22 protein-coding genes, 1 pseudogene and 1 riboswitch are annotated in these 21,998 nt (G+C 32.8%); of the genes and pseudogenes, 17 read left to right on the top strand and 6 right to left on the bottom strand.

Going from position 1 to position 21,998, the window contains the following annotated elements; genetic code table 11:
• Positions 1-80 precede the first annotated feature (80 nt).
• The 3 genes from ACLBWW_RS18945 to ACLBWW_RS18935 all read left to right on the top strand — a co-directional run bounded on the left by ACLBWW_RS18945 (position 81) and on the right by ACLBWW_RS18935 (position 3,500).
• On the top strand, positions 81-851 hold the full coding sequence (locus ACLBWW_RS18945) for an ABC transporter ATP-binding protein (RefSeq protein WP_048547087.1): 771 nt from the start codon (positions 81-83) through the stop codon (positions 849-851).
• Entirely contained in the window at positions 826-2,760 is a 1,935-nt protein-coding gene (locus ACLBWW_RS18940) for an ABC transporter permease (protein ID WP_447614165.1), read from the top strand. The genes ACLBWW_RS18945 and ACLBWW_RS18940 overlap by 26 nt, the downstream gene beginning before the upstream one ends.
• A 68-nt stretch (positions 2,761-2,828) precedes the next feature.
• The gene (locus tag ACLBWW_RS18935; protein WP_048547090.1) at positions 2,829-3,500 is read left to right on the top strand and encodes a lipoprotein BA_5634 family protein; all 672 of its coding nucleotides are present in this window, start codon (positions 2,829-2,831) and stop codon (positions 3,498-3,500) included.
• A gap of 74 nt (positions 3,501-3,574) precedes the next feature.
• On the opposite strand, the gene ACLBWW_RS18930 is transcribed toward ACLBWW_RS18935, so the two are convergent.
• Positions 3,575-3,916 (bottom strand): DUF3914 domain-containing protein, encoded by a 342-nt coding sequence (locus tag ACLBWW_RS18930; protein WP_048547092.1) that lies wholly within the window; start codon positions 3,914-3,916, stop codon positions 3,575-3,577.
• 276 nt (positions 3,917-4,192) lie between these two features.
• Here ACLBWW_RS18930 and ACLBWW_RS18925 point away from each other — a divergent pair, with 276 nt between their 5' ends.
• The 7 genes from ACLBWW_RS18925 to ACLBWW_RS18895 all read left to right on the top strand — a co-directional run bounded on the left by ACLBWW_RS18925 (position 4,193) and on the right by ACLBWW_RS18895 (position 11,561).
• On the top strand, positions 4,193-5,434 hold the full coding sequence (locus ACLBWW_RS18925; protein ID WP_048547094.1) for an esterase/lipase family protein: 1,242 nt from the start codon (positions 4,193-4,195) through the stop codon (positions 5,432-5,434).
• A gap of 87 nt (positions 5,435-5,521) precedes the next feature.
• On the top strand, positions 5,522-6,565 hold the full coding sequence (locus ACLBWW_RS18920) for a homoserine dehydrogenase (RefSeq protein WP_048547095.1): 1,044 nt from the start codon (positions 5,522-5,524) through the stop codon (positions 6,563-6,565).
• 160 nt (positions 6,566-6,725) lie between these two features.
• The gene (pdxR, locus tag ACLBWW_RS18915) at positions 6,726-8,174 is read left to right on the top strand and encodes a MocR-like pyridoxine biosynthesis transcription factor PdxR (protein ID WP_098047591.1); all 1,449 of its coding nucleotides are present in this window, start codon (positions 6,726-6,728) and stop codon (positions 8,172-8,174) included.
• A 4-nt stretch (positions 8,175-8,178) separates the two neighbouring features.
• Positions 8,179-9,093 (top strand): D-alanine--D-alanine ligase, encoded by a 915-nt coding sequence (gene ddlB / locus ACLBWW_RS18910; protein WP_447614164.1) that lies wholly within the window; start codon positions 8,179-8,181, stop codon positions 9,091-9,093.
• A gap of 72 nt (positions 9,094-9,165) precedes the next feature.
• Positions 9,166-9,271: riboswitch (TPP riboswitch) on the top strand.
• A 122-nt stretch (positions 9,272-9,393) separates the two neighbouring features.
• A complete protein-coding gene (gene tenA, locus ACLBWW_RS18905) occupies positions 9,394-10,083 on the top strand; it encodes a thiaminase II (RefSeq protein ID WP_098720958.1) in 690 nt (229 codons plus the stop codon).
• 300 nt (positions 10,084-10,383) lie between these two features.
• Positions 10,384-10,713 (top strand): heterocycloanthracin/sonorensin family bacteriocin, encoded by a 330-nt coding sequence (locus ACLBWW_RS18900; RefSeq protein ID WP_098067871.1) that lies wholly within the window; start codon positions 10,384-10,386, stop codon positions 10,711-10,713.
• A 368-nt stretch (positions 10,714-11,081) separates the two neighbouring features.
• A complete protein-coding gene (locus ACLBWW_RS18895; RefSeq protein WP_170956998.1) occupies positions 11,082-11,561 on the top strand; it encodes a homoserine dehydrogenase in 480 nt (159 codons plus the stop codon).
• Positions 11,562-11,824: 263 nt separating this feature from the next.
• Here the strand turns inward: ACLBWW_RS18895 and ACLBWW_RS18890 are convergent, their stop codons facing one another.
• Together ACLBWW_RS18890 and ACLBWW_RS18885 are read right to left on the bottom strand one after the other, a co-directional pair.
• Positions 11,825-12,271 (bottom strand): exosporium protein D, encoded by a 447-nt coding sequence (locus ACLBWW_RS18890; protein ID WP_431121800.1) that lies wholly within the window; start codon positions 12,269-12,271, stop codon positions 11,825-11,827.
• Between the two features lie 404 nt (positions 12,272-12,675).
• The gene (locus tag ACLBWW_RS18885; protein ID WP_431121797.1) at positions 12,676-13,404 is read right to left on the bottom strand and encodes a collagen-like protein; all 729 of its coding nucleotides are present in this window, start codon (positions 13,402-13,404) and stop codon (positions 12,676-12,678) included.
• An 846-nt stretch (positions 13,405-14,250) separates the two neighbouring features.
• Between ACLBWW_RS18885 and ACLBWW_RS18880 the strand changes: the two genes are divergently transcribed.
• The 6 genes from ACLBWW_RS18880 (at position 14,251) to ACLBWW_RS18855 (ending at position 18,169) form a co-directional block, all read left to right on the top strand.
• Positions 14,251-14,406, top strand: a complete 156-nt coding sequence (locus ACLBWW_RS18880) for a hypothetical protein (protein ID WP_180226228.1) — start codon at positions 14,251-14,253, stop codon at positions 14,404-14,406.
• A gap of 440 nt (positions 14,407-14,846) precedes the next feature.
• Positions 14,847-15,443 carry a hypothetical protein gene (locus ACLBWW_RS18875; protein WP_000122592.1) on the top strand — a complete coding sequence of 199 codons (597 nt, stop codon included), beginning with the start codon at positions 14,847-14,849 and terminating at the stop codon, positions 15,441-15,443.
• 554 nt (positions 15,444-15,997) lie between these two features.
• Positions 15,998-16,150, top strand: coding sequence for a hypothetical protein (locus ACLBWW_RS18870; RefSeq protein ID WP_157639288.1), 153 nt, complete (start codon positions 15,998-16,000; stop codon positions 16,148-16,150).
• Between the two features lie 220 nt (positions 16,151-16,370).
• Positions 16,371-16,565: a hypothetical protein gene (locus ACLBWW_RS18865; RefSeq protein WP_080000129.1), complete on the top strand. Its 195-nt coding sequence runs from the start codon at positions 16,371-16,373 to the stop codon at positions 16,563-16,565.
• Between the two features lie 879 nt (positions 16,566-17,444).
• On the top strand, positions 17,445-17,669 hold the full coding sequence (locus tag ACLBWW_RS18860; RefSeq protein WP_000390479.1) for a hypothetical protein: 225 nt from the start codon (positions 17,445-17,447) through the stop codon (positions 17,667-17,669).
• Positions 17,670-17,743: 74 nt separating this feature from the next.
• The gene (locus tag ACLBWW_RS18855; protein WP_098259292.1) at positions 17,744-18,169 is read left to right on the top strand and encodes a phage holin family protein; all 426 of its coding nucleotides are present in this window, start codon (positions 17,744-17,746) and stop codon (positions 18,167-18,169) included.
• Positions 18,170-18,236: 67 nt separating this feature from the next.
• Here ACLBWW_RS18855 and ACLBWW_RS18850 read toward each other — a convergent pair.
• The 3 genes and pseudogenes from ACLBWW_RS18850 to ACLBWW_RS18840 form a co-directional block, all read right to left on the bottom strand.
• Positions 18,237-18,335 (bottom strand): annotated as a pseudogene (locus tag ACLBWW_RS18850) (WXG100 family type VII secretion target); the annotation flags it as partial.
• A 226-nt stretch (positions 18,336-18,561) separates the two neighbouring features.
• Positions 18,562-19,062 (bottom strand): YxiF family protein, encoded by a 501-nt coding sequence (locus tag ACLBWW_RS18845; RefSeq protein WP_098577025.1) that lies wholly within the window; start codon positions 19,060-19,062, stop codon positions 18,562-18,564.
• Positions 19,063-19,145: 83 nt separating this feature from the next.
• Positions 19,146-19,217 carry a hypothetical protein gene (locus ACLBWW_RS18840; protein ID WP_304362916.1) on the bottom strand — a complete coding sequence of 24 codons (72 nt, stop codon included), beginning with the start codon at positions 19,215-19,217 and terminating at the stop codon, positions 19,146-19,148.
• Positions 19,218-19,606: 389 nt separating this feature from the next.
• Between ACLBWW_RS18840 and ACLBWW_RS18835 the strand changes: the two genes are divergently transcribed.
• A complete protein-coding gene (locus tag ACLBWW_RS18835) occupies positions 19,607-21,994 on the top strand; it encodes an RNaseH domain-containing protein (RefSeq protein ID WP_098132802.1) in 2,388 nt (795 codons plus the stop codon).
• The last annotated feature ends 4 nt before the right edge of the window (positions 21,995-21,998 follow it).

The raw sequence follows: 21,998 nt of genomic DNA, 5'->3' as shown, positions 1-21,998 counted from the left end.
ATGAAAGATGAATCAATATGAGCTATAAGAGAATTCATTTACACTCTATTGTGAGAAGTGCAAATGAAGGGAGAATAGAAATGGAAATTTTACATGCGAAAAATATTAGTAAAGTATATAAAGGGAAAATACCTTTTAAAGCATTAGTAGATATTGATTTATCAATTCAAGAAGGTGAATTTATAGGGATCATGGGTCCATCAGGTAGCGGGAAAACTACGCTATTAAATATGGTATCTACTATCGATTCTCCGTCTTCAGGAGAAATTTTAATAAATGGTACAAATCCTTTCCAGTTATCATCAGAAGATTTAGCTTTATTTCGTAGGAAACAATTAGGATTTGTTTTTCAATCATTTAATTTACTTAGCACACTTACAATAAAGGAAAATATCGTACTGCCGATGACTTTAGATGGTGTTGCTGTGCAAGAAATGAACAAACGAGTACAAGAAATTGCAGCGAAATTAAATATAACAGATATATTGAATAAAAGAACGTTTGAAATATCAGGGGGCCAAGCTCAAAGAACAGCAATTGCTCGTGCAATTGTTCATAAGCCACAATTATTACTTGCAGACGAACCAACAGGGAATTTAGATTCTAAATCTTCAAATGATGTAATGGAGATGTTAGATACTCTTAATAAGGAAGAAAAAGCTACGATGATGTTAGTGACTCATGATCCGTATGCAGCGAGTTTTTGCAGCCGAGTAATTTTTATTAAAGATGGTCAACTATATAACGAAATTTATCGTGGTGAAAGCAGGCAAGCATTTTATCAAAAGATTATGGATGTCCTTTCTTTGTTAGGAGGGAAAAGGCATGACTTTTCGTCAATTCGCATTTAATAATATTTTTCGTAATAAGCGTACATATGCTGCCCATTTTTTAAGTAGTGCATTTTCTATAATGATTTTCTTTACGTATGCTCTTTTATTATTCCATCCTGATTTACAGGGGGAGTTGAAATCGACAAGTAAAACAATAAGTACATTTGGTACATTAGGATTTGAAGTTTCTCAAGGTTTGATTTTTGTCTTTTCATTCTTCTTCATTCTATATTCAGTGAGTTCGTTTTTAAAAACGCGTAAGAAAGAATTTGGCATTTTAATGATGCAAGGTATGTCAATGAGACAGCTTAAGAAGTTATTGTTAATTGAAAATATGTTAATTGGACTTGGTTCAATTTGTATAGGGGTTCTTATTGGACTTATATTTTCTAAACTAGTTTTATTAATAAGTGCCAGTGTATTAATGATTAGTAACGGCTTACCTTTTTATATGCCAGTGAAGGCGGTATTATTAACTGGCATCACGTTTCTATTCTTATTTTTAATTGTTTCGCTAGTTACTTTTAAAATGATAAAAGTAACAGAACTTGTGGAACTTATTCAAGCAGGGGAAAAGCCAAAGCCTGAACCGAAATCGTCAATTTTATTATCAATTTTTTCTTTATTTAGTATAGGATATGGCTATATTTTAGTATTTCGCTTTATCCCAAGTTATAGTTTTATTACGCTCGGAATGGGTGTTCTCCTAGTAATTATAGGAACGTACTTTTTATATACACAGTGTAGCGTTTATATATTGCATCTTGTGAAAAGGAGTGAATCTTTCTTTTTAAAGAGAACCAACATATTAACATTTTCAGAATTAATATACCGTATGAAAGATAATGCAACAATGTTTTTTATAGTATCTATTATTTCAGCAGTTGCTTTTACAGCAATTGGCACGACAGCAGCTCTTGGAAACAAAGATTTGGTAAGGATGACAAACCCGTATACATTTCTGTATACAGCTCCTGATAAAAATAAAATAACGGATAAACATATCTCGATTATAAAAAAACATCTTGCTGATTCTAATATTCCATATCGAATGGCTTCCACTTCAGATATTTATACAGAAAGTAATGTAAATGTAATGAAGTTAAGTGAATATAACGAACTTGCGAGAGCACTCGGGTACCAACAAGAAACGATTGAAAAAGAAGATGAAATGTTATTAATCCCTGGAGTCGTATCACAAAAACAAGAGTTTAAAAATGGTGATTATAAAAAGAATATTGAAGTCATTCAAGGCGATTGGACAAAGACATTTCATGTGAAAAAAACTGTAGATAATTTAGTTTTGCCACACGATACAGAAGGGATTAATATTGCGATTCAAGATCATGTGTATGATGAGATTCCGCTTAATAGTAATCTAGATTTTGAAAATATTATTCAATATCGAACTTATGGATTTGTTGTAGATGATTGGATAAAAACGAAAGAGATTTCAAACCAATTAAGTGACATATTCGATCAAGATCCTAGAGACATACATTTTGAATTTAGAGCACTAACTATAGAGTTGTTAAGTGCAAAACAAACAAATGGGTTATTACTTATGGCAAGTGTTTTAGTTGGAATCGTCTTCTTTACTTTCGCTGCTAGTTTTATTTATTTCCGGTTATATACTGATTTGGACCGCGATCAGCAGCAATATAAGATGATTTCGAAAATGGGATTAAGTAAACGAGAGTTGAAAAAAGTTGTAACAAGACAATTAGTATTAATGTTCTTCTTACCGATTATAGTTGCAGTGATTCATACTGTGGTCGCTTATATGGCATTACAACAATTAGTCGATTTTTCTATTATGAATAGCTCTATCATAATTTTAATTTCATTTATATGTATACAAGTTTTATATTTCTTTATAACTCGTTGGCGTTACTTACAAAAGCTTTATAAAACTATGGAACAGTAGAGAATGTCAGCAAGTAAGATTGCAGAAAAGCATGTAAAAAAACAATTTGAGTTATGAAAGGAACTGTGATGAAAAAACCACTCTCTATTTTCATATTAAGTATATTAATTTTAATAAGTTTAAGTGCATGCTCTAAAAATGAAAACAGATTTCCAGCTAACGGCGTATTAATCATTGGAGATGAGAATCATACTTCAACAGTTATGAAGCGTTATAAGGAAAATACGAAAGAACATGAAGTTTTTTCGGTGAAAACAGGTAGATTTGATCAAAAAAGGGTTTTGATATTAAATGAATCTACTGCAAAAGCGATGATTACAGCAAAAATTTTTCGTAAAAGAGATCATACATCTCATTCTAAACCTTTAGATACGTTACCGAATTTTCCAAAAGAAAGTTCACTATTATTTATAAATGAAGAAGAAAAGAATATAAAAAGTATTGAAATAGAAGGTAAAGCGATACCAGTTACATATGAAAGTGATGCTTGGCTTGGTAATAATCGAAATTATGGAACACTATGGTATGTAATTGTGGCGAGCAATAGTGTATATAAAGAAATACAGGCAAATGAAACAAAAATGCAACTTCTTCATCTGAAAAAATCTTTAGGGGACGAAAAACCTAAAATGTCGACAGATAATACATTGACTAATGAATATGTAAAAGTAAGAAAGTTAATTAAAGATTTTGAGAAAGAAGTATCAGTTCAATTTGTCACGATTGGAGAAAAATCATAAAAAAGAGTTCAAGGTTGATAGGAATTTTATCAGCCTTGAACTCTTTTTAATTTAGACCATTTAGATAACATAGTTTACATTACTTCATTTAATCGCGTCTCGCTCAGTTCTTCAATCGCATTTGAATTTTGAACTGAATTATTTTGAGATTCTTTTTCCTTACGAGACCTTTGTAGCATTTCAAGTATGATCCATAAAGGAACACCTTTATCTTTTAACATCTTCCATAAATCTAATCCGTTAAATTTATGCTCAGGTTGTTTCATTTCTTTTTCAGATGAACGAATATCAAACTTGATAGGATCATTTACTTTCTTACTTTCAAGTTTAGTAGAAGAGATAGTATTATGCTCAAGAGTAGATGGAGTTATGTTAGTAGGTTGAGATAATGTATGAATATTTGATCCGATTTTCATGCTTTTTCCTCCTTTTCAAGCAATGAGATTAGTTTTCTTATGGTTTTTAAATCTATTTAACATGAGGAAACTATATCTAATTATAAATTCTAATAATCAGATTTACAAGTTGTATTGTAAACAGTAAATGTTTACTTGAATTAATATTTATCAACATTTGTATATGTTTTCTATATATACAACGTATATAAAATGCTTTACATTATGTTTAAGTTATTAAAGCATGCTGTGAATTTTTTTAAAGAAAAATGTAAACGTTTTATTAGGGGGGGAAGTATGGGGAAGTTATTTTTAAAAATATGTTTTTTCGTATTAGTGACTGTATGTTCATTCGCAATGAAAATAACGTACGCTGAAGAGAGACAACAAAATAATTATCCTATCATATTGGTGAATGGATTTGCTGGATGGGGTAGAGAAGAAATGCTTGGCGTAAAATATTGGGGTGGTGTTCATGATATACAGGAAGATTTGAAACAAAGTGGTTATATGGTACATACCGCAGCTGTTGGACCTGTTTCTAGTAACTGGGATCGTGCATGTGAATTATATGCGCAAATTAACGGTGGTACAGTAGACTACGGTGCCGCACATGCTGAAAAACATGGACATAATCGTTTTGGTAGAACTTATAGTGGTTTTGCACCGAATTGGAGTGAAACAAATAAAGTTCATTTAGTTGGGCATAGTATGGGTGGACAAACGATTAGAACATTAGTACAGCTATTAAAAGAAGGTAGTTTTGAAGAAAAGAATTATGTGAAAAATCACCCAGACACCAAAATATCACCACTATTTGAAGGCGGAAAATCATATGTTCATAGTGTTACAACATTAGCAACCCCTCACAACGGTACAACACTTGCGGATGGTAGTCTTCTGCTGCCGTTCGTTAAAGATTTACTCATTACAGCTGCAAGCTTTGGAGGAAACAATAATTTATCGTTATATGATTTTAAATTGGATCAATGGGGTATAAAGAAGAATGCTGGAGAGTCCTTTTTCCAATATAGTAATCGTATTCTAAATAGTTCAATTTGGAAAAATACAAAAGACATTAGTCAATGGGATTTAAGTACTGATGGTGCAAAGGAGTTAAATAATTGGGTAAAGACGCAACCGGATGTGTATTACTTATCTTATAGTGGACATGCATCAGAAGCAGCACCTATAACAGGTTTGCATTTACCTCATATAACGATGAATAAAGTGTTGATGGGGAATGCATTTTTCTTAGGTTCTTATGCGAGATATGAAGAAAACCGTCCGTTAGTTGATACTTCTTGGTGGCAAAATGATGGTGTAGTAAATACAAATTCTATGATTGCACCATCTTCTAATGTTGCTGTAAATAATAATGAGCCATTACAGGTTGGAAAATGGAATCATATCGAAACGAAAGCGAATTGGGACCATCTCGACATGGTAGGATTAAGTGTTTCAGATACGTTAGGTTTTTCTAGCATTCAAGAATTTTATAGAACAATTGCTGAAAAGCTATCACGTTTACCGAAATAGGTAATAATAAAGCGCTCTCGATGGAATTCGAGAGCGCTTTATATTATATTGAAAGAGGGATTTGGTAGAAAAATATGGGGGGATATTATGAAAATTCAAGTTGTATTATCAGGATACGGAACAGTAGGCAGAGAGTTTATAAAATTATTAAATGAAAAGTATTCATATATATATGAAACATATGGGATTCAATTAGTTGTAAGTGGCGTATTAGGGAGAAATATTGCAATACATAATGAAGACGGCTTATCTCTTCATCATTTATTGATGTATGGTGGCGGTACCGCTGCAATTGAAAAATATTTAGAGTATCATCCGAAGGAACGTGCTACAACTAGCATAAGTGGTACTGTATTGGTAGAATCAACAGTTACAAATCTTAAAGATGGAAATCCAGGGAAACAATATATGAAACAAGCGATTGAGAAACAGATGGATATAGTAGCAATTTCTAAAGGTGCGCTCGTTACAAACTGGAGAGAAATAAATGAAGCAGCAAGAAGCGCAAATGTACGAATTCGATATAGCGGTGCAACAGCCGCTGCACTACCGACACTAGATATCGGACAATTTAGTTTAGCAGGTTGCAGTATTGAAAAAATAGAAGGAATATTAAATGGAACAACTAATTATATTCTTACGAAAATGTATGAGGAAGATATTATGTTTGAAGAAGCACTGAAAGAAGCGCAAAGTAAAGGGATTGCTGAAACGAACCCAATATTAGATGTAAGTGGTTCTGATAGTGCGTGTAAATTGTTACTTTTGACAAATAGTTTAATGGGAACAGAAAATACGCTTACTGATATACATATAAAAGGAATCGAACATGTTACAAAACAACAAATTCGAAATGCTAAAGAACAAAATAAATATATTAAATTAATAGCTTCAGCATATAAGGATAAGGACGGTAAAGTGGTTCTTCATGTGGAACCGTACGAAATAGATAAAGATCATCCGCTAGCAAAAGTAAATGGGACAGAAAAAGGAATTACGTTCTTTACAGATACGATGGGGCAAGTTACTACAATTGGTGGTGCTTCCAATCCACGCGGAGCCGCAGCAGCAGCTTTAAAAGATGTAATTAACTTATACCGCAAAGATTTATCCCTTAGTAATAGGCAGTAAAATGCCTGTTACTAAGGGATAATAATCAGTGGGTGATAATCAGCCCCATTGATTAAAGTTCCACTTTATAAGACCGTACCGCCCTTTATAAAAAATACATATGTAGTGGACCTTTTGAGAATGAAATAAATATGCAAAAATGATTGCAGGGGGTAAGGAATTGTTTAAAGATTTTAAAGTTGTGAAAGATCGTCCCGTTTATATTCAATTGAAAGATTATTTGAAAAAGATGATTATGAAAGGTCATTTGCTCGGGGATCAAAAAATCCCTTCAACTAGGGAACTAAGTGAATTACTAAGTGTGAGCAGAAATACTGTACTCGCTGCTTATGCGGATTTAGAGCAAGAAGGACTCATTTATGCAGTTAAAGGGAAAGGGAATTTTGTAGCGAAGGTTGATATATCGAACACTTCGTCTGTTGAAATAGATTGGAAAAATAAACTTAATACCGTTACCTTATTAGCGGATGAATTAGATTTAATGAAACATGGTGTTCGCTGGGAAAAAGGAATGATTGTTTTTAATAGCATTGCTCCGGACGAAAAGCTATTTGATGTGGAAAATTTCAAAAGAGCTTTTCTTACTCGTATGTCCATTGAAGGGGATGTCGTATTAAACTACGGATACGCAAAAGGTTATAGACCGTTAATGAATTATCTACTTCATTATATGGAAATGAAAGGTGTAGATATTTCGAACAAAGATATTTTAATTACAAATGGATTTACAGAAGGATTAGACATCGTGCTATCCTCGTTATCAAAGAAATCAGGGCGGGTTATTTGTGAGAATCCAACTCACCATGCTGCATTGAAGCTTTTCCGTTTACATGGACTTGAAGTTCACGGAATTAATATGAATGAAGATGGCATCGATACGAACGAAGTAGAAAAAAGTTTGCGTGAAAAAGAGTTTGATTTCGCATATTTAATTCCTTCCTATCATAATCCAACCGGTATTGTTACGAGTTCGGAGAAAAGAACGGAACTGATGAGATTATTCTCAAAATATAAGGTTCCTATTATAGAAGATGGATTTAATGAAGAGCTACGTTATTCAGGTTCACATTTAGCACCATTATTAACTTTTGCTGGCGCTGGTAATAATGTAATTTATATTAGTAGCTTTTCAAAGGTACTTTTCCCTGGTTTACGTGTAGGCTGGATCATCGCAGATAAAGAGCTGATTCATCATTTAGAAAGTGTAAAAAGAGCAAGAACGATTCACACATCTACGTTAGATCAAGCTGTTCTATTTCAATATTTACATGAAGGATATTTTGAAAGATATTTAAAAAAGGCAAGATCAGTTTATAAGAAGAAATATGAGTTAGCTGTTGGGGCGTGTAACGAGTACATTCCGTTTCAAAGAATGACCGGTGATGGTGGACTTCATTTATTTATAGAGTTAGAAGAAAAAATTCATGCCCGTAGGCTTTTGCAAAAGTGTTATGAGCAAGGGGTTACATTTTCTCCTGGAGATGTATTTTATTCTGATGGAAGAGGAGCGAACACTTTTCGATTAGGATTTTCACGTCTGAAAGAAGAAGACATAGTTCGGGGAATCAAAATAATTGGTGATACAATAAAAAATGAAATTTGGAGTTGAGGAAATGAGAATTGGCGTTATTATGGGTGGAGTATCTTCTGAAAAACAAGTATCAATTATGACTGGAAATGAAATGATCACACATTTAGATAAAAGTAAGTATGAAATAGTTCCAATTACGTTAGATGAAAAAATGGATTTAATCGAAAAAGCGAAGGACATTGATTTTGCGCTGCTCGCATTACACGGAAAATACGGAGAAGATGGGACAGTTCAAGGCACGCTTGAAAGTTTAGGTATTCCTTATAGCGGGAGCAATATGTTATCTAGCGGTATATGTATGGACAAAAATATTTCGAAAAAGATTTTACGCTATGAAGGTATAGAAACACCCGATTGGATTGAACTTACAAAAATGGCGGATCTAAATCTTGATGAATTAGATAAGTTAGGATTTCCGTTAGTGGTAAAACCAAACTCTGGTGGATCAAGTGTTGGGGTAAAGATTGTATATGATAAAGATGAATTAATTTCAATGCTGGAAACTGTGTTTGAATGGGATTCTGAAGTAGTAATAGAGAAGTATATAAAAGGTGATGAGATTACATGTTCAATTTTTGATGGAAAACAGTTACCTATTATTTCAATCCGACATGCAGCTGAGTTCTTTGATTACAATGCAAAATATGATGATGTTAGTACAATTGAAGAAGTTATCGAACTTCCAGCTGAATTGAAGAAACGTGTAAACAAAGCGTCACTGGCTTGTTATAAAGCATTGAAATGCAGCGTTTATGCAAGGGTGGATATGATGGTAAAGGACGGAATTCCATATGTAATGGAGGTTAATACATTACCAGGGATGACACAAGCAAGCTTACTACCGAAAAGTGCAGATGCAGCTGGTATTCATTATAGTAAACTATTAGATATGATTATTGAAACTTCATTAAAAGTAAGAAAAGAAGAAGGGTTTTAAGAAGCGCTATCATGAATACTTTTGACAGTAACATGAAGTATGTTATGATGAATGCAATACGAAAATTAAATATTTATCCACTAGGGGGGCCTATTATAGGCTGAGATCAAATGAGAATTTGAGACTCTTAGTACCTGATCTGGTTAATACTAGCGTAGGGAAGTGGGAAGACATTACTATTTTATGAATAAATACTGTCAATTTCACTTTCTTTACGTTTGTAAAGAAAGTTTTTTTATTTTACAGATTTAATAACTGTGGGTAAATACTTAAATTTTATACTTTATTGGAGGGATTTAAATGACATTTTCACAATCATTACGTCAAGAAGTAGATTCAATTTGGGAAGCTAGTTTTCATCATCCTTTTGTAAAACAACTTGGTGAAGGAACGTTAGATTTAGCTAGTTTTCGCTATTACGTACTTCAGGATTCATATTATTTGAGTCACTTCGCTAGAGTACAAACTTTAGGAGCTGCAAAGGCTCTAGAATTAGAAACGACAGCTCGTATGGCACATCATGCTCAAAATACATACGAGGCGGAATTATCTTTACATGAGAACTTTGCGAAGAAACTAGGGATAACACAAGAAGAGAAAAATAATTTTATCCCTGCTCCAACTGCATACGCTTATACTTCACATATGTATCGTGCTGCGTATGAAGGACATTTAGGCGATATCATTGCAGCAATTTTACCTTGCTATTGGTTGTATTATGAAATTGGTGAACGTTTAAAAGAGTGTCAGCCAGAAGAGCCAATTTATAACGAATGGATTTCTGCTTATGGATCTGATTGGTTCAGAACATTAGTTGAAGAACAAATTACACGGTTAGATACAATAGCTGAAAAAGTGACAGAGGCAGATCGAAATCGAATGAAACAGCACTTTATTATTAGCAGTCAATATGAATATTCATTTTGGGAAATGGCCTATACTTTAGAAAAGTGGCCAGTCAATACAGAAATAAAAGATGTAATTGGATAATGAGTAGAGGTATTGTTATTCACAGGTATGAATAATACTTATGTATATGATTTCACAAAAGAAGTATCGCAAAAAGACGCATCGATCTAAGTGCGTCTTTTTTCAATTTATAAAAATGAGCCTATGGGAAAAATAACCTAAAAATAGGTATATGAACAAGGTACATTATCTAGTGATAGGTCATACTTTGTAGGTGTACGTATTGAACTTAGTTGATAGCGCTATTTCTACTTAGATTTAACGAACAGAAATATAGGAAAGTATTGAAAAGGTTGAAGTTTATAAACGGAGGTCATGAAAATGAATCAGTTTCAACAAGAACTACAAGCGTTAAGCCTTAATGATTACCAGCCTGGAAATATCGTGTATTGGGACCAACAAAACCAATATCCATATTACTATATTGAAGATGCTGTTCGTCGCTGTGGAGGTTGTGGTGGTCGTTGTGGAGGTTGTGCAGGTCGCTGTGGTGGATTTCGTTGTGGTGGATTCCGTTGTATTGGTTGCTTTGGTTGTTTTGGTTGTGGGGGCTGCGGAGGTTGTGGTGGCTGTGGTAGTTGTTCAAATTGTTTTAGTGGTTTTAATGGTACTACTGATACAACTGGTACTATTGTAACATATGAATATTGATAAGAGAAAAAAGGAATCCATTAGTGAAGCATTATATAATTTTTATTAAAGAATTTAATAAAAACATATGTAGCATTCAAGTGAAAGAATGATATTTAGATTTTTAGTTGTAAATCAAGATAAGATATATAAAGCAATGACTAGACTTAAAACCTAATCATTGCTTTTTTATATTTTTACCATCAAATAAGGAATCTGTTGCTTCTAGTTAGTGGGTAGCAAAAGAAATTATTACAGCTATGTAAGGTTAATGTAATGTTAATCGATAGTAAATGAAGATACTTGAGTGTATTTTAAATAAGATTTAAAAGAACTGTTTATTTTTAAAATATTGGGGTAAGTAAAATTATATTAGGAAGTGTATTAAAATGATTGAACTTAAATCTATTATCCATTCGTACAAACTAAAGAGAAAAATAGCAAGGGATTTATACGGAAACAGAGATGAATTGACACTGTTATTAAATGAATTTAATAAAATGAAACACACAGTAACATGTGAAAAAAAGAAAAATAATATATTATCTCGTTTACAATTAAGTTATCAACATATGAAATTAGATAAACGGTATCCTCTTCCAATTACTTTTAATAGTAAATTATTGGATCAATTAGAAAAAGAATCTCTTTATTCTATTGAGGAAGGTATAGCATGTCTACAATTAATGTTAGATATGAATTATGAGAAAATAAAACAATATGGATCGAGTACAAGTAGGTCATTTGTTCCATTATCGCAGTCTTCCATTTGTCTTGCTGATTGTATTTGCATAACTGGATTTGTATTAGGATTACTAGGTGCAATTACATTTGGGGGATTAGTTTTATCTGTATGTTCAATTACATAAAGGTTGATATTTGCAAGAAGGGCACCGACTTAAGGTATTCTTTTTTAGTTTTAATGTAAAGTTATTGTATTAAAATAAAGATTTTAGGGGTGCTGTATAAGCGATTAAATGTCATTCATGATGAAAAAGATGCTCTTCGAAAAGAGTTAAGTGAAGTATCAAAAAAATGAACAAAATAGTTATTTTAATAAAATAAGGGGAGATCAGGGGAGTGAAAAGAAAAGAACCCTCTATTTAAAGAGTTCTTCTGGTGATTTAATCTATTACTTGCACTCATGGTAATATTCATCGTACGAATCATTCTTATCATTGCAACAGATGCAAAAAGTTTTTTTGACCAAAATATCAATAAAATCAAGGATTTCAGTATTATTAGTGAGGGTAAGACTTTGGAAATCTTCTACTTGAAATACTCTTGTTTCATCTGGGACAAGGGTGGCGATAATTGGTGTGGGGGACCTTCTTGTTCGAATAGTTACTTCAATCGAGCTAACATCACTGGCAACAGATATTTGAATTAATGTTTTATTGTGGTTATTGGTGAAATCTTCAAAAGCAGTTCTTGTAGTGTTAGCTGGTACGTTGAAATTTAAAGCTGTATTCGAACCAGTTATTGTATAGGTTTTGATAAAACAGTTATCTTTTTGATGGTGAGAATACGATTGTTTTTTATAATACTTTTTACCACCTTTATAAAAATAATCAGCCATATGAATTTATAGCTCCCTTCTTTTTGATGTTTATATAGTCTATTTAATAAAGCGAAGTAGTGCTTGTACAAAATTATAAAATTCGCTCTCGTAATTACTTGAAAATGTTATTTGAAAATTAAAGAGCGCCATCCAAGGCGCACTCGGATAAAACCTAATATTGAAAAAGAATACCACATGATATCGTATGTATGCTTCTAAGGGGTGTGCGGATTTAATATAAAATAGATATTTGAATGAAATGAAGAGTAACCCATGTTTATTAATGAATATATATAGTGAGCAGGCTCATAGTTGAGGAACGGGATTTTAGTGATTTCTAATGTGAAAAGAGAGCCAGGGGGCCCCCTTTAATAGTTATTGGATTCGCTAGAAAAACGAAAAGCTTCAGATATATTAATGTATTAAAAATTTTGTGAACATGAAGTACAAGGTCCACCAGTAGGTTGGAATACAACATTATCAACAAAAGCTGTTGCGCCTTCTCCACCCGTAGCTAAGTTTTGGAAACTAATACATGCTGTAGTTACATCAGCAGGTATACACACAACAAGGGTATAATGTTGGAAGGCAGCTTGTTGTTGAGGTGCAACAGGTACAATGTGCGGAATGTTTAATGGTCCAAGTGTTGTAGGGTTAGGAGGACATCCTTGACCAAGTTCTGGAAACGATACAGAAGCAACAAGGAGTGCTCCGTCTCTTATATCCCCAGCAAAAGAAAGGGTAAAGCAACAACCTTCGCCCACATCAACAGATTGGGTCATAATTCCTCCAGGTCCAATAGAAACAGCTAAAGCACTCAAGGTTCCATTTGGAAGAAAACGACCGCTGTGCGCATTTGGAAATCCTACTTCTGAAACATTTCCCGTTACAATCCATCCTGGAACTGGAGTACCTGGTGTTGCAGGTTCATCAAATCCAGGGTTATCAAGAACATTCGTACATGGGCAACATGCCGTAGCAGCTGGTCCTGTAGCCCCGGTTGGTCCTGTAGCCCCGGTTGGTCCTGTAGCCCCGGTTGGTCCTGTAGCCCCGGTTGGTCCTGTCGGCCCAGTCGGTCCAACTTGAGGTGGGGGTACAGGGGGGAGAAAACAATCACATGGAATATGAAATTTCTTTTTAAATTCACTCATTTTTACACCATCCTTATCACTTATTCACCCACTTACACACTACAACTTATGAATTGGTTAACACACAAGTATAAGAAAAAGGCCCTTGAAAATTAAAATAAATAAAAAAATAAGCCCTTATGTCACAAATATAAACCCATTCCATAATATATAAGGAACATGGGTTCACTCCAAAAATCTTTTAATATATATATGAAGATTCGATTCCTGAATCAATACAGTTGAACCTGTTTCTCCTGTTGCTTCTGTTGGTAAAGTGAATGACGAAAAATAGATAGAAGTGTTGAATCGATTAAACTTGATTTAATAGCAGTTCCATGTAAAACAATATTTTCTTCATTCATTCCTTTACCTCTTATGATTGCTCGTCATAGGAGGTAAAGGTAGCAAAAAGCAAATCATGAAGTTGGAATGCCATTATCTAGAAGTGTAAGGATTGTTAAGAGGAATTAAAGAATGTATCGAAGTGAATGAAAAATGCAAGAAGAATTATACGATCATAGTGGTTAGATAATATATGATGGTGAATGGGTTGAAATGGACAAGCAGTTTTATTTTATAAATTAAACAAAAATTTCAATTGATAAGTATTCAAAAATCAAAAAAGAGCACTTAATAAAGTGCTCTCGTGACGAGATTCATTTTGTAACGACTATTTTATAAAGAAAGGAACGCAGAATATTATATGTGCGTACAGTCAATTGAGTTCTTTTTTTACAAACAAAGTGCAGCTAGCAAAAGCTAACTGCTCGTTCTAAAGGTGACAATCTAGATATGTAAATATAGTCTGGCCAAAAAAGGAGAACTATTCAAGTAAGTAGATCGAACGGAGAGGAACCGTATCGTATGAATCAATTGTTATTTTTTGAAGACATCGATGAAAAGGAGATACGAAGACTTGTGGTGAAGGAGCTGAAAAACTACAAAGCATTGTACGTCCGGATGAAAAATCAAGAAGAACAGGCTCGAGCGGGGGGGGCATCGTTCTTTTTCCTAAAATGAAAGGTGACGAAAAGAATCATGAGATACGTGTTAAACAAATTGAACGGACGTTGTAACATCTCTTGATGAAGAGGAACGTAGGATAATTGAAATGAAGTACTTAGGGAATCGAAAGGTTAAAGATTCGTTTGTGTACAACGAATTTATGATAAAGCGTGATCCGTTTTATCATAAAGAAAAAAGTGATATTCAGTTGATAGCTACAGCTGTGGGGATTATATAAACTTAGTTTTGAGGTATCGGAAATGGGATTCTAGTATTTTGTAATGTTGTATAGATTGGTTAAGATGAGGTTGTTCCGCTTTACATGTTATATTATTTCCCTGCCCTGCCAATTGGTAGGGTTTTTTCATTCTATTAAAAATAATAATAGCTCGTCCAAACCTTTTAAATCTATCTTACATAGTATGTAGTAATAAATTTAAAAGGGGGAAACTAGTATGTCTTATTCCTACTATGATCATTGTAAGGATAACAAAAAGAAATATCATGATTGTCATAAAAGTAGTAAGAGTTATGACAAATGTGATAAAAAACATGATGAAAAGCCTTGGGTTAATGTAAAAGTGAATTGTTGTTCTGATGATAACCAATACAATCTTGTAAGAGCATCTGCTTTTAGAGCTGTGAGCACAGTTAATCAGATTGTGCCAGCAAATACTTTTGTAAAAGTCTTATTCCAAAATGAACAATTTGATTTAGCAAATGAATATAACCCTGCAACATCCATTTTTATACCAAAGACAAGAGGTGTTTATTCTGTTATTGGAACAATTGCGTTCATTCCCAATAATCTAAACGTAAACTATAGAGCGCGGGTAGAAATTCGAGTTAATGGAAATCCAGCAATTGCAATAGATAATGATTTTTTTGGTCCAATAAACTTTGCTAATGTTGTTGCCGTTTCATCAATAATTCAATTGAATGCTGGGGATGTAGTCGAGGTTTTTGCACAAAGTAGCGTAGCTGGAGTTATCTCTACTGTAGAAAATAGTACGCATTTTGAAGCTGCAAGATTTCCGTCTCCAACAGAATAAGTGATATGAAATCCATCAGTAATCTTATCTAAGTAAAGTCACTAATTTATATTTGACCTGCATAAATGCAGGGCTTTTTTTCGATAAAAAGGGAACGTTTCCGGGGATTTCTCAAAACAGAATCAATATTACTCTATATCTATACAGTTCTTTGAAAGAAGAATAGTGTGGGGATAGCGTAGCCCCTTTATCAAAACGTTACCGGAGAACGGGCAAGGGCGGTAAGAATCCGCAAGAAGGACGAAAAGATCAATTGAATTTATATAGTCAGCCACGATGTGTGAGTGTCGTGGCTTTTGTGTTTCTTATTGAACCTGGTATATTTGCTGGGGTGATTGGTGATATAAACGTTTGATATACAGGTGCTTTAATTATATATAGGGGATTGCTCTTTTTCGTTTGCCCCTTTACATAAATTGAAGAGTGTAGGACAGGCTCACTCGCTTGTATCTACCTTATTTCAATACTCATAAGAAACTCTTTATCACATTAAGAGCATCTACTGGCGCAGGTGCTCTCTTTTTATTGAACAAAATGGGGGAGGGTTGTTATAAATGATAGGGCTTAATCCACTCCATGAATGGTGGAAGATGAGTAGTTACACAAAATGGTATCACTACTTCTGGTTGACGCCAATAATTGCAGTGTTTCTCGGAATAGCTTGGGTAGTTTTAACAATCGTTGATTCTGTTTTATTTAAGAAATAGGAATGATGCCGAATGATAAGACCTATATCAATTATCGTAGACGCTGCCATGATCTGGTTGGTGTCTTGTTTGTTGTTAAGGAAAGATAAGGGGCGAGGCAGACTTGCAAATTGGAATATTATTAGTGTAAAACAAAAAACATAGGCTAGTAAACAAGCTGTTTTCAACTTTTATTCATAGAATATGATGAATTCTATTTTTAGAGGAGGGAATCATATCTATGGGATGCAACAATAATTTTGGACATTCTCGAGATTGCAATAGATTTTGGGATGATTTAGTATTTTGCGGATGCGGTCGTAGACGCAGAAGAAACGATTTTAACGACTGTCATTGTAGACGTGACTGCGATTGTGATGAGTGTCGTCGCAGACGTAATCATGACCGTGATCGTGATGATCGTCGAGATTGGTAAAGCCTTTTAATAGAGTGCATATCTTTATAGCACTCTTTTTTATTAAGATTTTTAATACTTAATAATTTGAAAGGCGCAGTCTCAATTGGATTTAGCGTTTAACAAAACAAACGAACGAAAAAGAAAAATAAGAATCAAATGATTCCTGCTAGGTGGAGATATAAGATGGATAATCCGATAGTGCTAATAAATTCTGGTGAAATGTAAAAATCTGATTTAAATCCGTTTGGTGTTTTGATTTTAAGGTTCATGTCCCGACTCCCTTAGCTCTTTTTTATCTTACATTGCTATATACAAACCAAAAGGAAGTTCGTAACAAATAAACGAGAAATATTTTTAAATAAAATTTATTTAGCAATCAGCATAAGTAGTGAACTCATGAAAATATAAAAACTTGAACGTGAGGTGACAGGTGAAATGTAGATGGCGAGACAGCGTAGTCCAGACCGTGATAAAGTATTTAGCTTAGTTACATAAAATAGAAGATATGAGTAAGTGAAGAAACGGCATAAAAAGAAGCGTAATTCGTCAAAGGAACATAATGATCCATTACCATCAAGTTAAGAAATTTATTGTTTCCGATTAATAGTAACGTTTTTATGTGATTGTTATTGATTTTAAAAAATAAAAAATCGCCTTATTTAAAGGCGATTCATAATTTATTTATAAGAGATTACATTTATAAACAACAAGATAGCAACGTTAGAAGAGTTAGTTCGAAAATTAATAAATGAGAAATCAGAGCAGCCGTAAGCTGTTTTTATTTTGCACAAAATACGGATTTTGTATGGGATTTCCTGCGATAAATTCACCATGAATAAGGTTGTCTCATATCATGTAAAGATTGCTTTATTAAGATGATAAAAGGATGTGAATGTATTGGAAGATGTTTATGTGAAAATTGATAGTTTAAAAGCAGAACAAAAAGAAATCATGCGAGATATTCGTAATTTAGAAACCCGCACAACAATTAATGAGAAAGACATAGCAACAATTAATAAGCAATTAGAAAAGATTAGCATGAATACAACTTGGATTTTGCGAATTATTATTAGCGCAATCACTATGTCAGTTTTGGGTTTAATATTAAAAGGGATGATTTAAAATATAAAAATAAAAGTACTTATTAAGAGAGGGACAAGCGTCTCTCTTTTTTATTATAAATAAGGAGTGAAAAGATGGATCGTATGGATGTATTACTGAAAGCATTTATAGTTTTATTCGGTGGCTTCTGCGGATACTTTTTGGGAGGACGGGATACAACGTTGAAAGTTCTTGTTATTTTGGCAGCAATTGACTATATTACCGGTGTATTCGCAGCAGGAATTAATGGAGAGCTAAAAAGTAAAGTTGGTTTTAAAGGCATCGCCAAAAAGGTGGTGCTTTTTCTTTTGGTCGCAGCAGCCACACAAGCTGATGCAGTTATGGGAACAAACAGTGCAATTCGTGAAGCGACGATTTTCTTCTTCATTGGGAATGAATTACTTTCACTTTTAGAAAATGCAGGTCGTATCGGAATCCCTTTACCATCAGCTTTAACTAATACGGTTGAAATTTTAGATGGGAAACAAAAACAAACGGAGAAAAAAGGAGTGGATCAATAATGGGACAAATCGTAGACATTTCAAAATGGAACGGAGATATTAATTGGCCAGTCGCAAAACAGTATTCTCCATCCCAAACTCTTTTAATATCATACTCACCAGTTAATTCAACAGAGATATTTCGAGCTAGTTTACCGCTATTAAATCCTTTTTCTCCAGTAGAAGGTCACACATTGAACCTTCTACTGGAGAAAGCTATGTATATATGAAGTGAAAAAGGTTCTCTTAACTGAGAACCTTTTTATCTATCTTCAACGCTATTCTATTTCATTTGAATTAAAGTAGCAGCAGGTATACCAATTCCTTCTAAATGATGATTTTTAGATACAAGCCAATTGTTTTCATCCAATAGGATTGGATTTACATCGTCTGAAGGTGGATTGTTTTATAATTTAGATTTTGGTAATTCCCCACATACTGAATTCATAATGATATTCCGTTCTTTCGATACATACGCCGTATTCTAAATCATCACCAACTAATATAAAATCAGCATACCCAGCTAGAAATCTTGATATGGTTGATAATTCTTCTAAATTATCAAATACTTCAGCAATGTTTAGCTTAACTGCTTCAAATTTACCACCCTTAGAGAAAAAGAGTCTTCCTTGATTAACTGGAAATTGAATAGTTTTAGCTGTTTCTTTTAACAGCGCTATTGATAGTCTTCTGTTTTCTTCATAATCAGTGCTACCAAAATTTTTTATGTTTGAATTTTGTTCTAGCGTATTAAATAATTCTTTACAAAATAAATCATTAGATTCTGCATCCATAAATGAGTCCATAGAAATCGTAACAATATTAGAAAGTTTGTCTATCAGTTCTTTTCTACTAGCGTTTCTTTTTGCTTTCATTTTTAGAATTTCGATTCGGCTTTTATTCATATTACTCAAATTTTTTCACACCTTTAGTTTCTTCATTTCTTCCTTTTTTCTTGTATCCTTCAAAATCTTCCGGATAATGTCCAGAGTGTTGATTATATCTTCTTTTTTTCCAGTGGGTATCCTTTTTCATTATCTGCAGTATGGAAATGGGAACCTCTTCCCATTTTATCTTCTCTATGCTCAATTATATATACTTATTCATTCTTAATATTAGAATAGTGGCCAGTGAATACAGAAGCGAAAAAGGTAATAGGATAGTGAAAAGAGGTTTTGATATACATATGTATGGTCAATACCTCTTTTATAATCTTTTGTAAAATTATTGTAAATCCCAAATACAATACGCAACATATACTGTATAATTCGAATGTAATATAATTACGATTTATGAGGGGGCTATGTATGATAATTTCTTTTAACTTTTATCAGAGTCATGTCATTAATATGTAAGTCAGATAAGCGGTATTTGTTATTCTTTTAGATAATTAGATTATGTGATAATACTTTAGTTTTTTTGTGATCAAGAAAAATAAAGAAAGGAAGTAATCATTTTATGGAAAAATTAAAGTTGTTAACATTTAAAAATATAGTAGAACCTCTTTTAAACGAAAGCGTATCATTTATATATTTTCCTATTGAATGGCTTGATATTGTAGAGATACATTATAAGACATTTTTATTAACGAGTAAGTTGAAACGATTGAATGAAAGATTATATGATATGTTTTCTGATATATTATTTATTCAGCATAATCCATATGTATTAAATGAAAATACCCCATGGATTGTATGTAAAGAACCTATTAGAAAAGAACAACTTGATTATATTTTCCAAAGTTGGTATGAGGTGATTCATGATTGGAAACCTAATAAATTAATAGAATTGCCAAAATATGAATGGCATTACGATTTAATTTCTAATTTAACAGTATTACATGATAATGAAGTATATTCTAAGTGGGTACCCGCTTTAATTTCCCATATTTTTTGTGAACGTCCTATACAATTAGAAAACATAAACGAAGAAGACATATACTTTTCTCCTCTTAGATCACAAAATATTTGTGAGGCTATGTCAGAGCCTATTAAAGATGAAAAAACTCAAGATTATTTCGCCTATGTATATCGGTTTGAATGTATCACGCGCGGAGGCGAAAATATTCCTTTATTAAATGTTTCAATAGGAATTCGGAGGTTTTATCAAGAATATAACCATCCAGATATTCCTTTGCTTTTGAGAAGAAAACGAGGCATGATTTTAATTTCTACTCCAGAATTTGCATCGAATAATAAAAAAGTTCGGTTTGTAAAACTAAAAGTACAGCAAGCTACAAACGGTATAAAGTGGATAAAGATATTTAGAAATTTAAAAGATGATTTTCATATAGGAGGAGAAATTGAATTAGAGCATATTCTTCAATATCCGAAAGGTTATATGCTAGGAACAAATATTAGGGTGTTACTTCCATACAATGAGAGAATATATAAAGTTCAAGGTACTAAAATAAAACCTGGTATAAAAGTAAAGGAAAGAGAGTATCTATTTAAAGGGTTTCAGCAAAAATTCTCTTATTTCACATTACTACCAGAATGTAAAAAGATAGCAACAAATAATGAAAATGAATTATTCCCTTTAATTGCACCAAAAGGATTAGAGACTATAACGTTAGAAATATGGTCTGAAAAAATATTGATGGAAGTAGAACAAGCGTTAATTGAAAGTGAAATTGTGTTAGCTCAAATCAGTGAGTCATCATATGTATTAAATGCAGATTCTCCAGTATTGTTAAAAATAGTAAGATATAATATTGAAAAAGTATTACAAAATCCATATAAAATGCAATATTGCCAGAAATACAAAACAAATTTAGTAGAGGATGTTATGAAAGCGATTTATGCTACTGCAGGTGAGCGCAATGATGCGACATTGGCGTTAATCGCAATGGAAAATTGTGATGGGCGTGAAAAAATTGATCCAAAGCAAATCGTTAGAGAAGGGTTTGCACGAACAAACCGTATTTCGGCATTTATTAATTTATTTATTGGCGAAAGTGTATCTCGTAAAACAATTATTAATTGTATTTTTAGTTTATTAGAACAAAGAGGATTTTTGAAACGTAGTTGGAATAAGATAAATTTACCTTGTACATATGTTAATTTATCAATTGAGCGAATCTCGAAATTTGATTTCTTACCTATTTTTTCACAAATAAAAGGAAAAGAAATTTCATATAAATTATACGGGAATACAGAGTGGCAAACGATTGATCGCTTATTATTAAATATAAATAAACATAATACCTTTTTACCGCAACCTTCAAAAAGAAATGATATGGGAATTCAGTTTAAACAATTTGTTTCTGAAACATTAACAGGAATTTTACAACATGCAAAAGAAAAAAATGAACAAGTATATTTTATTATTGATGCAAATTTAAGAAAACATTGGATAAAAGAGTTACAAAATAAAAAAATCGATATAGATACTGTCCCTTACTTTGTTCCAGATGTGTTAAAAGTCCCAAACTTAAATATTATTAGGATAAATACATCTTTTGATGTACCAAAATACGGTGCAATAGAATGTGAAGATGTACTGGATGGTACGAGTTTATATGTAGATGAAAAAGGAATGTATTATAGCACTGGTGAATATTCGCTTAAGGGTAGTGAAACATTGCAGCGATACATACTTGAAATTTTACCGCTAGGTGTAAAAGCAGTAGAAAGGAATTATATTGCCAAAATGATACATTACATGTGCTGTAATACAAGTATGCTTTTGGAAAAGGATGTACACATGCCGTATTCCATGCATATGGAGAAAGTAATAAAAGGCTATATGACGGATATAGATGCAAGAGAGTTTAAAGAGTTTGATGATGAACTGGATGTAGATATAATAAAGATAGAAAAGAAAGATTCAATTATTCTACTTTAAATAA

It is taken from the genome of Bacillus sp. M5A3_1b, from assembly GCF_053345335.1.
Note: the sequence above shows the minus strand (reverse complement) of the source record. Positions and strands in the feature narration are given on the sequence as shown.

Coding starts and splice junctions, on each gene's coding strand:
- ACLBWW_RS18920 (WP_048547095.1), top strand. CDS start 5,522: ATGAAAATTCAAGTTGTATTATCAGGATACGGAACAGTAGGCAGAGAG.
- ACLBWW_RS18940 (WP_447614165.1), top strand. CDS start 826: ATGACTTTTCGTCAATTCGCATTTAATAATATTTTTCGTAATAAGCGT.
- ACLBWW_RS18895 (WP_170956998.1), top strand. CDS start 11,082: ATGATTGAACTTAAATCTATTATCCATTCGTACAAACTAAAGAGAAAA.
- ACLBWW_RS18890 (WP_431121800.1), bottom strand. CDS start 12,271: ATGGCTGATTATTTTTATAAAGGTGGTAAAAAGTATTATAAAAAACAA.
- ACLBWW_RS18835 (WP_098132802.1), top strand. CDS start 19,607: ATGGAAAAATTAAAGTTGTTAACATTTAAAAATATAGTAGAACCTCTT.
- ACLBWW_RS18865 (WP_080000129.1), top strand. CDS start 16,371: ATGGGATGCAACAATAATTTTGGACATTCTCGAGATTGCAATAGATTT.
- ACLBWW_RS18945 (WP_048547087.1), top strand. CDS start 81: ATGGAAATTTTACATGCGAAAAATATTAGTAAAGTATATAAAGGGAAA.
- ACLBWW_RS18925 (WP_048547094.1), top strand. CDS start 4,193: ATGGGGAAGTTATTTTTAAAAATATGTTTTTTCGTATTAGTGACTGTA.
- ACLBWW_RS18855 (WP_098259292.1), top strand. CDS start 17,744: ATGGATCGTATGGATGTATTACTGAAAGCATTTATAGTTTTATTCGGT.
- ACLBWW_RS18935 (WP_048547090.1), top strand. CDS start 2,829: ATGAAAAAACCACTCTCTATTTTCATATTAAGTATATTAATTTTAATA.
- ACLBWW_RS18870 (WP_157639288.1), top strand. CDS start 15,998: ATGATAGGGCTTAATCCACTCCATGAATGGTGGAAGATGAGTAGTTAC.
- tenA (WP_098720958.1), top strand. CDS start 9,394: ATGACATTTTCACAATCATTACGTCAAGAAGTAGATTCAATTTGGGAA.
- ACLBWW_RS18880 (WP_180226228.1), top strand. CDS start 14,251: ATGAATCAATTGTTATTTTTTGAAGACATCGATGAAAAGGAGATACGA.
- ACLBWW_RS18875 (WP_000122592.1), top strand. CDS start 14,847: ATGTCTTATTCCTACTATGATCATTGTAAGGATAACAAAAAGAAATAT.
- ACLBWW_RS18930 (WP_048547092.1), bottom strand. CDS start 3,916: ATGAAAATCGGATCAAATATTCATACATTATCTCAACCTACTAACATA.
- ddlB (WP_447614164.1), top strand. CDS start 8,179: ATGAGAATTGGCGTTATTATGGGTGGAGTATCTTCTGAAAAACAAGTA.
- ACLBWW_RS18900 (WP_098067871.1), top strand. CDS start 10,384: ATGAATCAGTTTCAACAAGAACTACAAGCGTTAAGCCTTAATGATTAC.
- ACLBWW_RS18885 (WP_431121797.1), bottom strand. CDS start 13,404: ATGAGTGAATTTAAAAAGAAATTTCATATTCCATGTGATTGTTTTCTC.